At 44.3% G+C, this 14,492-nt stretch carries 14 protein-coding genes; 6 read left to right on the top strand and 8 right to left on the bottom strand.

Annotated features, from left to right (window positions below; translation table 11 throughout):
* Positions 1-95 precede the first annotated feature (95 nt).
* Complete coding sequence (locus tag EO92_RS04465) at positions 96-353, bottom strand: hypothetical protein (RefSeq protein WP_048131328.1); 258 nt, start codon at positions 351-353, stop codon at positions 96-98.
* A 187-nt stretch (positions 354-540) separates the two neighbouring features.
* Between EO92_RS04465 and EO92_RS04470 the strand changes: the two genes are divergently transcribed.
* Both EO92_RS04470 and EO92_RS04475 read left to right on the top strand, forming a co-directional pair.
* Positions 541-846, top strand: coding sequence for a signal recognition particle protein Srp19 (locus EO92_RS04470; RefSeq protein ID WP_048162890.1), 306 nt, complete (start codon positions 541-543; stop codon positions 844-846).
* A 113-nt stretch (positions 847-959) separates the two neighbouring features.
* Positions 960-1,250: a hypothetical protein gene (locus tag EO92_RS04475; RefSeq protein WP_048162754.1), complete on the top strand. Its 291-nt coding sequence runs from the start codon at positions 960-962 to the stop codon at positions 1,248-1,250.
* Between the two features lie 45 nt (positions 1,251-1,295).
* Here the strand turns inward: EO92_RS04475 and EO92_RS04480 are convergent, their stop codons facing one another.
* The 3 genes from EO92_RS04480 to EO92_RS04490 all read right to left on the bottom strand — a co-directional run bounded on the left by EO92_RS04480 (position 1,296) and on the right by EO92_RS04490 (position 3,298).
* Positions 1,296-1,619, bottom strand: a complete 324-nt coding sequence (locus EO92_RS04480; protein ID WP_048131361.1) for a ribonuclease P protein component 4 — start codon at positions 1,617-1,619, stop codon at positions 1,296-1,298.
* Between the two features lie 63 nt (positions 1,620-1,682).
* Entirely contained in the window at positions 1,683-2,345 is a 663-nt protein-coding gene (locus EO92_RS04485) for an MBL fold metallo-hydrolase (RefSeq protein ID WP_048169627.1), read from the bottom strand.
* A gap of 173 nt (positions 2,346-2,518) precedes the next feature.
* Positions 2,519-3,298 (bottom strand): TrmB family transcriptional regulator, encoded by a 780-nt coding sequence (locus EO92_RS04490; protein WP_048162750.1) that lies wholly within the window; start codon positions 3,296-3,298, stop codon positions 2,519-2,521.
* A 225-nt stretch (positions 3,299-3,523) separates the two neighbouring features.
* On the opposite strand from EO92_RS04490, the gene EO92_RS04495 reads away from it, so the two are divergent.
* The 3 genes from EO92_RS04495 (at position 3,524) to EO92_RS04505 (ending at position 8,077) form a co-directional block, all read left to right on the top strand.
* Complete coding sequence (locus EO92_RS04495) at positions 3,524-5,884, top strand: RND family transporter (protein WP_052734270.1); 2,361 nt, start codon at positions 3,524-3,526, stop codon at positions 5,882-5,884.
* An 80-nt stretch (positions 5,885-5,964) separates the two neighbouring features.
* On the top strand, positions 5,965-7,029 hold the full coding sequence (locus tag EO92_RS04500; protein WP_235283184.1) for a COG1361 S-layer family protein: 1,065 nt from the start codon (positions 5,965-5,967) through the stop codon (positions 7,027-7,029).
* A complete protein-coding gene (locus tag EO92_RS04505; RefSeq protein WP_048131334.1) occupies positions 7,022-8,077 on the top strand; it encodes a COG1361 S-layer family protein in 1,056 nt (351 codons plus the stop codon). Before EO92_RS04500 ends, EO92_RS04505 begins: the two co-directional genes overlap by 8 nt.
* A 302-nt stretch (positions 8,078-8,379) precedes the next feature.
* On the opposite strand, the gene EO92_RS04510 is transcribed toward EO92_RS04505, so the two are convergent.
* The 4 genes from EO92_RS04510 to wtpA form a co-directional block, all read right to left on the bottom strand.
* Positions 8,380-8,961 carry a TOBE domain-containing protein gene (locus EO92_RS04510; RefSeq protein WP_048140081.1) on the bottom strand — a complete coding sequence of 194 codons (582 nt, stop codon included), beginning with the start codon at positions 8,959-8,961 and terminating at the stop codon, positions 8,380-8,382.
* A gap of 14 nt (positions 8,962-8,975) precedes the next feature.
* Positions 8,976-10,022 (bottom strand): ATP-binding cassette domain-containing protein, encoded by a 1,047-nt coding sequence (locus EO92_RS04515; protein ID WP_048169632.1) that lies wholly within the window; start codon positions 10,020-10,022, stop codon positions 8,976-8,978.
* Positions 10,009-10,827, bottom strand: coding sequence for an ABC transporter permease (locus EO92_RS04520; protein ID WP_082098482.1), 819 nt, complete (start codon positions 10,825-10,827; stop codon positions 10,009-10,011). The genes EO92_RS04515 and EO92_RS04520 overlap by 14 nt, the downstream gene beginning before the upstream one ends.
* A 117-nt stretch (positions 10,828-10,944) precedes the next feature.
* On the bottom strand, positions 10,945-12,036 hold the full coding sequence (gene wtpA / locus EO92_RS04525) for a tungstate ABC transporter substrate-binding protein WtpA (RefSeq protein WP_048169634.1): 1,092 nt from the start codon (positions 12,034-12,036) through the stop codon (positions 10,945-10,947).
* A gap of 468 nt (positions 12,037-12,504) precedes the next feature.
* On the opposite strand from wtpA, the gene EO92_RS04535 reads away from it, so the two are divergent.
* Entirely contained in the window at positions 12,505-14,424 is a 1,920-nt protein-coding gene (locus tag EO92_RS04535; RefSeq protein WP_048169638.1) for a sodium:solute symporter, read from the top strand.
* Positions 14,425-14,492: the final 68 nt, after the last annotated feature.

The following is a 14,492-nucleotide window of genomic DNA, read 5'->3' on the forward strand; positions in this document are numbered from 1 at the left end:
AAATAGCTCCGGTTTAGCTAACAGAAAAGTAAAACTCATTGCATAAAAATAAAAATAGGAATAGCCACAATAAAAATAGCAATCAAAGCTCAAGTTCAGGTTTTTGATTCTCCTGAAGAACTCAGATACCTTTCTACCATAGGCCAGTCAATTTTTTTGATATATTTTGCCTGAAGTTTGGAAACGTAAAGAATATTGCTGCCAACAAGGATTTTCAGGTCAGAGGGTTTGGAAGAGGATTCCCCAAGCGGGAGAAGCACAGGCCCCTCCGGAGAAGTGGAAAGCCTGAAGTCCTGCTCGCTCTTCCTGATGTAAGCCCTGACTTTTTCATCAATTGAAAACACCGGAATCATATAATGCACCGTGCAGAAATTGTCCGGGGAAGATAAATAGTTACAGGGTATCGGATCTGGAGAAAAACCAGAAACTTTACATTGGCAAAAAGAAATTTTACATTGACAAAAAGAAACTCCGAAACTCAGAAGCTGCCGGGCAGTTTTAAATTTGATGAAAGCAATTTAGAACGAAGATAGCATGATGATGAAAGACAAAGGAAAACTTGTAATCTGGCCTGTATACATTGACCAGACTAAATCCAGAAGCAATGGAAGGATAATCTCTCGAAAAAATGCCGTAAAGGAGCCGCATCTGAATGAGATTAAGGAAGCTGCCATGCAGCTGGGCCTGAACCCTGAAGTAGAGCCTGAAAAAGCCTATCCAAAATCCTGGTGGGAAGTCAGCGGGAGAGTGCTCGTGGATGATAAGGGTCCAAAATCCGTTATTGCAAAGCAGATCTCTTTGTCAATAAGAAAGATGAGAGGGCAGGAAATCCCTTCTAAAGCGTAAACTCACTGGCTGACACCTTTATGGCAGGGAAAGAGCACCCTTAGGGAAAGCCTCATCCATATTCGGGAAATATGCAGGATATTCTTGAGATTTAAAAAGAACGTTTATATCATTTGGATGCAAACCCTGCATACATGTCCGAAAACAATAAAAAAATACTGCCTGTCATAAACAACAGTTCAGGTAATATCAAAAAAAGTGTTAAGAACCCCTATCAAGAGGTCAAGCTGGGATGCGGGTGTGACTCTGCTTCCTGTGGTGGCTGTGCCGGATCCCTGGGGATGAAGGCAGGTTCCGGAAAAGACGTAGTATACAGAAACGTATTCTCATATCTAATGATAGTAAGCGTTATTCTCCTTGTAACTTATATTGTGAAACAACTTCTAACTTCGATACTAACTTGAATCCGGTTAAGGAAGAAGCAGCCGGAAACAATAAGTCCAACCTTTTTATTTCAACCTTTTATAGGGGTGCCTCATTTCCTTTCCACAGTGCTCGCAGGATACGACAATAAACCCTCCTTTCAATCTGTAACGGGCATTGTGTCCAGGCATAAGGAACGCATAACAGTGTTTGCAGATCCTGCTTTTAATTTCACCTGGAATGCTAATCCTGTTCCTCATAGAGATATTTCGTATGAGCTGCACGTAACGCCTGCTGCGCTCAGGGTTTTCTGGAAACTCAGCTTTCGCAAGCTCAAAAAGCCGCCACATACGCTGGACTGCTATATTCAGAATAAGGTTTTTCTGCTTTTTTCTAGCTACTTTAGGCATTGATAGACCGATCCTTTTTTTCTGATCAAGGAGTCCTGTTTCAGCCCTTCTCAAAAAGCGAAATCAGGAATCAAGAATAATCACGTTAATATCTGGATTCTTGCTGTGTACAAGGGCTTTAAACCTTTCGGGGTCTCCGTCCATTCCTTCTGAATACCCGTAGTGCATGGGAATAACAAACCTCGGAGAGATAACTGCTACTGCGCTGGCAGCTTCTTCTTCATCCATGGTATATGTACCCCCGATGGGCAGAAGAGCTATATCGGCACTAAAAGTCTCCATCTCCGGGAAGAAGTCGCAGTCTCCTGCATGGTAGATCCTCAAACCTCCAAGTTCTATGATATACCCCACTCCAAGGCCCCTGGGATGGTATGGTTTATCAAGGTTATAGGCTGGGACCACTTCAATCCGAATCCCTTTGATCTCAAGCCCGTCAGCCAGGATATCCCCTTCAGCAACCCTCCGGGCATCACCTCTGAACTCAAGGGAACAGCTCTCAGGGATCAATGTGGTTGTGTCAGACCTCCGGACTTTCCGAATATCCGCAGGGCTGCAGTGGTCAAAGTGCTCATGTGTAATGAGAAGAATATCTGCCTTGTCATCAAAAGTCGGTTCTGCACCGATCTGATACGGGTCGATATAGATTTTTTTGCCATCCCCTTCAAGCAGAAAACAGGAATTTCCAAACCATTGAATACTAACGCCTTCAATTTTTACACTATTCATATTATACACCTGCTGAACTCTATTCCCCACAACCTGTGAAAAGAGCCCTGTTAGAGAACTCTATTTTCAGATTATATTAGATTATATTAGATTATATTAGATCATATTAATAGTAGCCAAATAATAATATCCAAAAGTATGAACTTCTTTAGATCGGCACCCTGTTAAGGTCCTCAAACAGAGTTAAGATCTTTTTTAATGAAACTCGGCTCAAGCACCCTGTTATAGATCATCTTCTGAAGGTAACAAACGACTGGCAACTTTATTACGACTGCTTCTCTTTTGTTTCCTGCACTGTGAACCCCTATTGATTCTTTTCCGTCCGCTATCATGAAGAATTGTTCATCATACTGGAGCCCATCAATTATAATATTAGTCATGAAGTCCGAGAATTCTTTTGTAGTCTCTCTAAACTCAAAAGGCAGCGATTTGAACCTGTCCAGTTCATTCACAATAAAGGTTAACTGGCAAGTTTTTTCCAATTTTTTAAGATCGGTCTCAAACTCCTGCAAGAATTCGGGGCTGGATGCAAAAACAATCAGCTCTTCCTGTACCCCGCTGAGAATTTCACGGATTCTATTTTTGATTCCCCACTCACTCTGGATACACCATACCGGAGATGTTTTAGGAAGTTCATAACTCAATTCATTGAGTTGGTCAAGCGCCTCGATTGCGCAGTTGATGAATTCATCTTTTATCTTGCCTATTACCTGCTTAGGGTCAACTGCGCGAAAATAGGTTGGGGAGCCCTGGCGGACTTCCAGATAACCCTTCTTTGCCAGCACTTTAAGAACTTCGTATATCTTGGCTCTTGGCACATTGGTGAGTTCATGGACTTCCCTGGCCGTAGCCTCCCTCAAACTGACAACCCCCACGTAGGCTTTTGCCTCGTTTTCAGTTAGCCCTAGCCTCTCCAAATTATGAATTAACTGAGGATTAAGTTGTGAAAACATTTGTTACCCCTAAAGTAACAATAGATTTAAATCTTTTCTATCTCTATAAGCCAGCAAATCTATGAGACTTAAGAACTAATCAAACAGTATAAAAAGGATAGAAATGTAATAATAACAAACCTTGGATGGGGAACCTCCAGCCCAAAGGAAAATCCGACAGGTTGAAGATGTGAATCCAGGTTCCTAAATGATACTTCATGTTAAAAATTATGAGAGGAATCAAATATTAAAAAATCTTTTGAAAAACTGGGGTTTATTATTCAGAATAACCGTTTTTCCGTCCTCCTGATAGCTTTTCTGTTCATAATCATATCAATGCAGGGAGCACAGCTAATAGAGATGAAAGCAGGAACGGAAACCTTTGTCGGGAAAGACTCTCCTCTCTACCAGAACTACGATCACCTTTATCAGAATATTTTTCAGACACAGTCTATTGTTGTAATGGTAGAGGGCAACGAGGTGAGAAATGCTGACCTGATGGAGGCTGTGGACAGGTTAGAACATCAGCTTGCGGCAACGGATGGAGTGATTGAGACTACAAGCCCTGCCTCCCTTATCAAAACGATCAACTACAAGACAACAGGGAGGTATGAACTTCCCGAAACCAATGAAGAAATAGAAGCTATCATAGACGGAAATCCGTCTATATTCAGTCAGATTATCCCTGACAATACCCATATGTTGATATCGGTAGTAATGGCCGGATCAGCCAATGACAAAACTCAGCAGGATATCCTTACTGCTACTGAAGATGCAGTCCCATTTGCGGAATTTCCACCTTCTTACAATATTATCGTTACAGGTGACCCGGCATTCCAAATCTCCATGAATAAAGAAATGAATTCCAGCATGGGTGTACTTTTAGGGCTTTCAGCTATTTTCATGGTTATTGTACTACTCCTGGTGTTCAGACATGTCCGCTGGTGTCTTCTTCCTCTGCCAGTAGTTCTTCTAGGAATTGTTTACACATTCGGAGCTATGGGTTATGTAGGGATTCCCATGTCCATGGTTTCAATGTCTGCGTTCCCGATCCTCATAGGCGTAGGGATCGACTATGCCATCCAGTTCCATAACAGACTTGAAGAAGAACTGCAGGAAAAAGGGAACAAAACAAGAGCAGTTATAGAAACCGTAAAGCACACCGGACCTGCAGTCCTCATCGCCCTGGTAATGACAGCCCTTGGCTTTTTTTCCCTTTTCACCTCCACGGTGCCAATGATCCAGGACTTTGGAAAACTTCTCCTGATAGGCATTGCTATGTGTTACCTCTCTTCCATATTTGTAGGAGTTGTAACGATTTCAATATTTGATAACTATTCAGATAAAAACCCCTTGAGGAAAGTCGCAAATAAGATTAAACCTGCAAATTCGAGAAAACAGAAAAAGCCTGAGGGAGAAAACGGAAGCAACCATCTAATCGGGAATCTTCTCCAGAAAACCACAGATCTGACGATCAAGTATGACGTTATCGTACTGGGAATAGCATGCTTACTCTGCTTTAGCGGCCTCTACCTTGATCAGTCCGTACCTATCCAGACTGACGTTCAAGAATTTGTACCCCAGGATATGCCTTCCCTTGTGGATCTCAAACACATGGGAGATATCATGGGCGGAAGCGACGAATTAAACCTTATAATAAAAGTTGATGATACAGCCAACCCTGATGTCCTGAAATGGATCGACCAGTTTTCCGAACATGAAGTGGCAACCAGTAGCCATATTTACAGCGCTTCAAGTATCGTATCTCTCGTAAAGGAAAGGAATGGGGGAGTGATTCCTGACACCAGCCAGGAGATAGAGGATATTTATTCCGAAATCCCTGAAGCGCAGAAGAACCGCTATATGTACGGAAAAAACATGCTCCTCCTGAACTTCAATATAGGGAATGCGGTTTCAGATATCAAGGTAATGGGTATTAAAGAACTTACAACCATCGTTAAGCAGGATATGCAGTGGATGCCAGCTCCCCCGGGTATCACGGCCACGATTACCGGAAACTCGGTCGTCTTTATAGAGGTCATTACTGCTCTTACCAGTGGACGGATAGCAATGACTTTCCTCGGCCTTGTCCTCGTACTCGCAGGGCTTTATATTGTTTACAGAGACTGGGTGAAAGCTCTGGTCCCTATAATTCCAATGGTCATAGTTATCGGCTGGTCAGGAGGGGTCATGAGTTATCTTAACATCAGCTACACTCCTCTAACAGCAACTCTGGGAGCGTTGATCTTAGGAGTAGGGTCCGAATATGCTGTCCTCATGATGGAACGTTACTTTGAAGAAAAGGATAAAGGGCAAAGTCCTATGGAAGCAATCCATATGGCCAGTTCCAAAATAGGAAGTGCAATCGTTGCTTCAGGAGCAACTACCGTATTTGGGTTTATGGCCCTGCTGGCTTCTCCTTTCCCCATGATAGCCGACTTCGGTATGGTTACGGTTATCGATGTCGTGCTGGCTCTCCTGGCAACCTTTGTGGTCTTCCCACCACTGATAGTTTTCCTTGATACCTGGAGGGATAGGAGAAAGGGAGCTCGGACGACAGAAAAAGAAACAGAGATAAAAAAACAAATTCAGGGGGCCGAGATATGACACAAGTGCCCATAAAAAAATTAAGGCAAAAAATGATTAAAAAAGTTACTACGTTTGCGTTAATTCTATTACTAGTATCAGTGACTGCACTTCCAGCCCTCGGAAACGATGACGATGACGAAACGAACTTCATTATCCCAGACCATGGGTACACCGTAGACTATTACAGGAGTTACGGGGAACCGGTCATGCAGGTATCAATCACAGGAGACCCTGAGTTCAGCAGGGGAGAAACTGCCGATCTGAAGGTAAAAATCGCAAATCGTGGAGTTATAGATGGTTTTCAGAGGCTGAACGTAAACCAGAAAAGAATAAACGATTCCATGGAGGAAACGATTGCACTGGAAGAGATGAAAGAAGAAAAAGAATGTACGACAGCAAAAGACATCGAAGCCACTCTCCAATCGGGAACAAAATATGTTGGAGTTGAGTCCACAACCAGTGTCCAGAGTGTGGAAGAACTTGAAACAGGACATACGTCAACCCTCAGCTATACGATAAAAATCGATGGCGATACACCTGCAGGGGATTATGAACTCCTCCTACCTGTAACCTATGAATACCAGGCAAACGTCCGAACTGTAACTGCAGATGTAATAAACCTGGGGCTTACAGATGTGGATTACACAAGAGAGTATAAAACGAAAACAGAAATTCTCAGAATACCTGTTTCCATAAAAAGTGAACCTAAATTTGAAGTAACCGATGTTTCCGGCAGCCTGGTGCAGGGAGAAAGTAAAGTTATTGAAGTTACCTATAAAAACACCAGAGAAAGCGTAGCAAAAGATTCCTTGGCCCGGATAATTGTCATGAGTCCCCTGAGCACTGAAAAATCTATAGTAAGGCTAGGAGATGTAGGACCCGGGGAGGAAAAGACTGCCAGATTCGAGATTTTGGCAGACCAGGAAGCCATTGTGAAAAACTATGGCATTAACAGCGAAATAAAATATGTTGATGAAGAGGGGGAAACTTCCTTTTCAGAAAACATGAAAGTGAATGTGCCCCTTGAAGCTACAGAGAAGAAATTCAGCACAACAGGCATAGCAATCGTACTGATTATCCTTATCGCCCTTTACCAGATCGGAAATGCACACCGGAAAAGAAACCAGAATAATGAGAACGCATCAGGTGATGAAAATGAATAAAAATGGATTTTTTATTGCTGTCACGACCCTTCTGATCCTTTGCTCTGCAGTCCTGCCAGCACAGGCATCTCTACCAGAAAATTTTGATATTAGTGAAAACTACTACACAGTATACGGAGGGCCTGACCTTAATGCAACACTCATTGGAGACAATGAGTATTCCAGAGGAGATACTGTAACCCTTAACATAGAAATGATGAACAAAGGCACTATATCCGGATTTAAGTCTGAAAATGAAGCAACTTTTGGAGATTATGTGGATTTGATGCTCCAGCAGTCAGAAATGCAGTATGAGGCACAGGCTACAACAGCAGTAGGCATCCTTGCAACCCTTAAATCCGATGATCCGAATATTAAGGTCAAATCGGGTTCCCAGCAAGCAGGCACTCTCAAGCAGGGGAAACAAAGCGCAAGTCCCACAAAGTTTGCGATAGAGATTAACAAAAATACTCCTGCAGGTACCTATCCCTTGACTCTTGAACTTTCATACCAGTACCAGAACAATGTTCAGGTGGGAGGAGATGAATTTGATAGCATTACAGGCCTTGTGACAAATAAGGAAGTAGGCATCTGGTACGAAAACAAGACTCAGACTCAGACTATAGAGATAGAAGTCAAAAAAGAACCTTACTTTGAAGCCACAAATGTAACAGGTGACCTTTACCCTGGCGAAAGCGGGATGCTTTACGTCGTATACAAAAACACCGGAGAAGAACCTGCAAAAGATGCGACTGTAAGAGTCAGTGCAGCTGACCCCTTCAGTACCACCGATGACCAGGCTTATCTAGGAACTTTGAACCCGGGAAAAAGCGCTGTTGCTGCGTTTGAAATGGATGTAGATGATACAGCAACTGCAAAGCCTTATTCCCTTAATAGCGAGATTATGTATGAAGACGCCGACGGACATGACCAGATCTCAGATACCGTCAAGATCAACACGGAAGTCCTGCCTGCTAAACAGACGCTCCCAGGATATGAGCTGGGGACAGGTATTGCAATGGCTCTCGGAGCCTGTTTCATCATGTTAAGAAAAAAGAAACAGGACTAAAGTGAAGAAGAAGAAGAAGTGAAAGGGTCAAAAGAGAACGATACCTGAGAAATAACAATTAATCAGTTGCCATCCGGTTTGAGAGTTAACTCAAGCCGGAATAGAGCAATTGATTTTTGCAATCGGGAAAACATTTTTTCAACGATTAGTTCTCAAAAAATTTTTTTGAAATTTTAATCTGAGAGATATATAAAAAGACTCAGAATCCCTGATAACTATGGACCCTTGAATTGAATAGACCTTGAATTGAATAGACCTTTAGATGTAAATGATTTTAAGAGACTAATTTTCAGCCGGAGAGATTATTCATCAGAATCTGCTGAATCAGTTTTTATCTGCCCTTTTTCACTGACAGCTTTTGCGACCATTACCTCAGTGGATTTTATGACCGCATAAATCCTGTCTCCGGGTTTTATATCCAGCTTTTCCACTGCTTCTTCCGTAACTACAGAGGTAAGGACTGAAGGTTCCAGCTCAATGGTGATCTTGGAGACAAGCCCGCTTTTCTCGACTTCAAGTACCCTTCCGGGAAGCTTGTTTCGGGCTGAAAATTTGAAACCTACGTTTTCCCAGGAGGTTTCGTCTTCTACGGCTTCATTGATCAGTTTTTTGTTCAGATCGTATTCAACCAGCAGTTTTCTTCCAAGCTCGGTCAGGAAAGTACCCTGGTCCTTTCCCCCGCGCACAGTAACTACCGCAGGTTCGCCGAGAGCTTCATTCATTTTTTTCAGCATCATCCAGGCGTGCTTGTACGAGATTCCGAGTTTCTGACAGGCTTTCCGAAGAGATCGTTCTTCGTCAATTGTTTTCAACAACTCAGCTCTGCCAGCACCCATAACCGTTCTTCCATCTTCAGTAAACCAGAGCTTTGTTTTCGCTTTCACAGACCTTCACCTTTTTAACGGAGCACATGGACAGAACTTGCCTTGAACTGGGCGTAGACCGGGACACCCGGAGAGAGATCCATCTCTTCTGCCGACTGCCGGGTTATGAGGGCATTCAGAGGGACCCCACAATCAACCTTCACCCGCACAAGAGCTCCAAGTATCCAGACTTCCGTAACCCTGCCCTGCAGAGAGTTTCTGATGCTGGATTGTGTTGAAGTTTTACTTAAAGCTATGTTTTCGGGCCTCAGGAAGGCATAGACCTGATCTCCTGCCTCCATATCTCCCGATGCGTCGATTACTGCACCTCCGGTCTCAATCCGTAAAAGCCCGCGGTCAGCAGAGATGACCATGCCTTTCAGCACGTTTTCAAACCCTACAAAACTGGCTACCTGGCTATTAACCGGTTTTTCGAAAATATCTTCAGGAGTCCCGACCTGTATAAGCTTTCCATCCATTACAATTGCAATCCTGTCAGCCATTATGCGGGCTTCGGTCTGGTCATGAGTAATATGCAGCACAGTCAGTTTATTCTTTTTATGGAGAACCGAAAGCATTTCCCGGGCATTTTCCTGCGTGCGGGGGTCAAGCGCACTAAGGGGCTCGTCCATGAGGAGAATTTTCGGGTCAGTGACAAGGGCTCTTGCAAGGGCGACTCTCTGCTGTTCTCCTCCTGAAAGCGTAAGAGGGTTTCGGTCAAGAAGATGGGTGATTTTCAGATCTCGGGCAGTTTCCAGAACACGTTTCGAGTCTTTGATTCTTTTCATCCTCATCCCGAACTCGATATTCTTTTTCACGCTCATGTGAGGGAAAAGCGAATAATTCTGGTAAACAAAAGCAAGGTTGTGCTTTTCCGGAGGCAGGTGTGTTACTTCTTTTCCATCAACCAGGACCCTTCCGGAATCAGGGACATGAAAACCTGCGATCAGTTCAAGAAGCAGGGTTTTTCCGGCCCCTGTGGGCCCAAGGATCACAAAATATTCCCCTGATTCAACTTTAAGGCTAAGCTCGTCCAGGGAAAAATTCTTCCATTTCCGGGAAAGGGATTCAATCTCTATCATATATACTCCAGCCTGCGGAAATGACTCTTATTACAAGAAATATCGAAAGCGTGACCAATATAAGCAGTACGGCTATGGGTCTGGACGCCGAAAGCCCGTAAGAGAGAAAACGGTCATAGATAAGAGTGGGCCCTATCATAGGGTAGTAGGCGATAATCACGACTGCCCCAAACTCACTTATAGCCCTTGCCCAGGTCATAACTGCGCCTATTAAGAGATGCCTTGCTGAAAGCGGGAGGGTTACAAAGAAAAATGCTTTCCAGAGAGGAGCTCCCAGAGAACGGGCTGCATTTTCAAGTCTAGGGTCCACACTTTTGAAGCCTTCCCTTGCAGAATTTGCCAGATAAGGCAGGGACACGAAAAGCATTGCGACCACAATTCCCGGAAGAGCATCGCGGAACTGGATATAGGGTTCAAGGGGTCCGCCAATAAGCCCCCTTGACCCGAAAACCGTAAGAAGGGCAATTCCTGCAACCGTATGCGGAACTACAACAGGCACATCAATTATGCTCTCAACCAGCCTTTTTCCGGGAAAATCAAACCTTGCAAGAATGTAACCTGTCGGAGCTCCGAGAAAAAGAGCAAGGAGGGTTGCAAGAAAACCCGCATATAGAGAGAGGAAAATAGCGCCCATTACTGAACTGTTTCCTGCGGCTTTTACCAGGCCCGAAAAATCCCCCACCAATTGCCCGAAGATCATGTTTGCAAGAGTCAGGAAAATAAAAAGGAAAAGAACGAGCAAGATAAGGGAAAAGACGAAAGTCATAGGCTCAATTCGACGGATTTTTCGGGTTGTGGCTTTCATTCTTATACCCTTTTACTGCCGTTTTTGTTTTTAAGTAATTCCCTGAGTCCTTGAATTCTGAAGTTCACCTTATCAGAGGTGTTTGAAACAGGTTTCCGGACCAGGGAAAGTTCATCTTTATTCCACAAGAGCCTGCAATTCTTCAGGCATATTATCTTTTCCTTCGGAAATAGCAGGGACAATCGGAGGCTGTCCGTTCTCTATGAAAATCTGCTGACCAGGCTCATCGAGGAGGAGTTTTACGAATTCAGTGGCAAGTTCCGGGTTTTTCGCATTTTTGGGAATTGTTACACCGTACACGATAGGAGATCCCGTAACTACTTCTCCGTTTGCCATTTCCACCTGGACTTTCGAGTAATTGTCAGCATATTCGATAGACCCCAGATCAATTTCAGGTGGGAGCTCCACGTATTCAAAGCCGTGCTGGACAGCAACACTCCTGTAGATATAGAAATAGTCGATTTCCCCGGTCTCAAGGGCAGAAGAAAGTTCAACTTCCATACTCCTGAGCATGATCTTGCTGGTGTCAGGGGAGAGGGCTTCGGATGCAGGGACGTGTACCAGAACTGTCCCGTTTTCCTCTGTTGTGGCAGTCATACCAGTCTTATTCAGGATCAGGTCGTCATAGATCGTGCTGTTATCGTAATAGAACTCTGCGAGCTGTGTCACCATCTGAGTCCTGTAGCCGCATGGATCGTCGTTAGGGTTAGAAAAGCCGTAGGTTACCCCGGGACGCCTGAGGACCTCATACCAGTTGTTTGCATTGATCTCGTCGCTGTACATGCTTTCATTCGTGTAAGCGATTACGATCTGGTTTCTTGCAAAAGCCGCATACCAGTCCGCATATTCCGGCATCATCAAGGATGGGATCAGGACATAATCCGCAGATGCCAGAACATCAGCCTGCTTTCCAAGTTCGGTGATCTTTCTTACACTCTGCGCACTCCCTGCAGCTTCCCGCTGAACATCAACCCCCGGATGCTGGGCTTCGAACTCGGCTTCAAGCTCCTCAAAGGGCACACTCAGGCTTCCGGCATGGAAAATCGTCAGGACTTCCCCTGAACCTGAAGAAGGATTTCCAGAATCATTTTCAATTGTTCCGGCACTTTCGCCCTCTGCCTGGTTGTCAACGCATCCAAGGCCTCCAAATATAGTAATCAGGATTAAGAAAACCGCGATTACCTTGAAAACTTCGATTTTACCTTTCATGGTTATGTGGTCTTTAACATAACAGATATAAACCTTTTGAGTAAAACTGCCACGTTTTCACATAAAGGGGGCCTGGATAAACAAAAAAGAAGGAGTAGAGGCTTAAAAAAGCGTTTTCCATGCGAAAAAACGGTCCATATAAAAAAATGTAATTTAGAATTAAAATCAAAAATCAAGAATCAAGAATCAAGAATCAAAAATCAAGAATCAAAAATCAAGAATCAAAAATCAAGAATCAAAAAGAATGAAACCCAAGTTAACTTGCATTTATTTGAAAAAGGCAGCTCGTAAAACATCCAAGGAATAAATAAAGTAGTAGAATCGAAGTAAAATTTACTTACCCATATTTAATAAGATGAGAATATATAAAAGCAAAGTACTCCTGAATGATTGTGATATTTTCAGGAAAAATTTCTATAAAATGGATAATACTCATATACATTATTTGATCCTTTTAAAGGTGTCCTTATGGATGGTTATAATATATTCTTGACGTTGCTTGCGGTCTACATAGCCGGACTTGTGGCTATTGGCTGGTACTTTAATAAAAAACAGAAATCTGTTACTGACTTCTGGCTTGCGGGACGCCGGATTGGCCCCTCAGCCCTCGGATTTTCAGCTGCAGCATCATGGCTGACAGCCGGAGGACTTCTTGCGGTTATCGGGTTTTACATGCTGCAGGGAATGGGTTCTATATGGGCTTTTGTCGCCCCCAACATCCTTGCCCTTCTTATCATTGCAATACTTGTGGGGAAGATCAAGAACCTACCTGCAATCACACAACCCGAACTTCTGGAACAGCGCTATGGGAGCGCAGTCCGATGGCCGATTGCCCTGATCATTACTGTAGTGATGATTCTTTTTGCGGTAGCAGATGTTACAGGGCTCTCCCTGGTGCTCCAGGTCTTCTACGGTCTTGATCCTCTTTATGCTGCAGCTATCGTTGCAATTGCAGTCTCCCTTTACGTAACCCTGGGCGGGCTTTCGGCGGTAGTCTGGACAGATGTTGTCCAGTTTGGTTTCCTTGCGATCTTCACAATAGCAATGGCTTTTGCCGCAGTAGGAGCAGTAGCTGATGGAGGCCTTAATACTCCTGCAATAAGCAGCTCAGAGCTTTTCGGAAACGTTTCGACTACGTGGTGGAACCCCTTCTCAATTGGCATTCCCATGGTTCTTATCTTTGTGCTGGCAATCATCCCGGGCTGGATCACAGAACAGGACCCCTGGCAGAAGGTATGGGCTGCAAGGGATGCAAAATCAGCCCGTCTTGGGATGATCATAGGATCCCTTATGATCACTGTAGTTTTCGCGGCATGTGCTGTAATTGCAATAGCTCTCAACGCCATTTACCCTGAAATAGCAGGAATGGGTTTTCCTGCAGGAATGGCTCTGGCAGAACCTGCGCTTCTTGCCTTTGTCAGTGAACGTTTCGCCTCAGCCCCCCTGGTAATAGCCCTCAGCGCAATCGGGCTTGCAGCAGCTTCCATGTCATGTGCGGACACTTTTGCAACCTCAGGAGCGTCCTGTATCTCAAGGGACATTTACCAGAGATACATAAAACCTGATGCTACAATGAAGGAAATGCTGGTTGTAAACAGGATCAGCGTGCTCATTATTGTACTTGCTGCAACAGCAGGCTCATTTGTTATCCCCAATATTATCGATGCAATTCATATTGCAACCTTTATTGCAAGCGCTTCCTACTTCTTCCCTCTCATGGGAGGCCTGTACTGGAAAAGAGCTACGAAAGAAGGAGCTTTTGCAGGGATGCTGGTAGGATTTGCAGTCCAGGTAACCCTTGTAGCCCTGGACTTAATAAGGACTCCTCCCATGGCACCTTACTACCTTGAAACAATCCATCCGGCCCTGATGAGCCACGGTGTTATTGTGGGAATGGGCCTGAGTGCCATTGCCTTCTTCGGGATCTCCCTTATGACAAAGCCCTCAAGCAGGGTTAATCTTGCGCCCTTTTTCGAAGAGGAAGCCGAAGAGCTTGCCCGCTACGAAACACGTGAGATCAATGAGGCAGACCCCTCATACAGTGCTTTCCTCAAAAACGTGGATGAGAACATTGCAGGGGAGCGCACCCACCTTCAGCTTAACCTCCGGGCTTCAGGAACTCTCACCTGGCACGAACTTGTGGAAAGGCTAAAAACCAGCTCACCGGCATGGGTTACTCCAACAGGGCTTGATTCCGTATACAGGCTGACACATGGAGACATGCTTGCCTGCGTAGCTGTTACAAGGGGAAGCGGAGAGCGGGATATATGGCTCAAAGCCGAACCAAAACTTGAAACCGTTGGAAGACAGAAAAAAGAGCTTTTTACAGCTTATGAAGAGCTTAAAAAAGTGCTTGGCCAGAAAGGAGTTAACCTGGACTTCTACTAAAAAAGGGTTATTAAGAAAGGCTGAGGTTCTTAACCGACCCCGGCCATTTATTTCTTTTTTGGAATTTA

Origin of the sequence: Methanosarcina sp. 2.H.A.1B.4, from assembly GCF_000979385.1 — an archaeon.
Taxonomy (GTDB): domain Archaea; phylum Halobacteriota; class Methanosarcinia; order Methanosarcinales; family Methanosarcinaceae; genus Methanosarcina.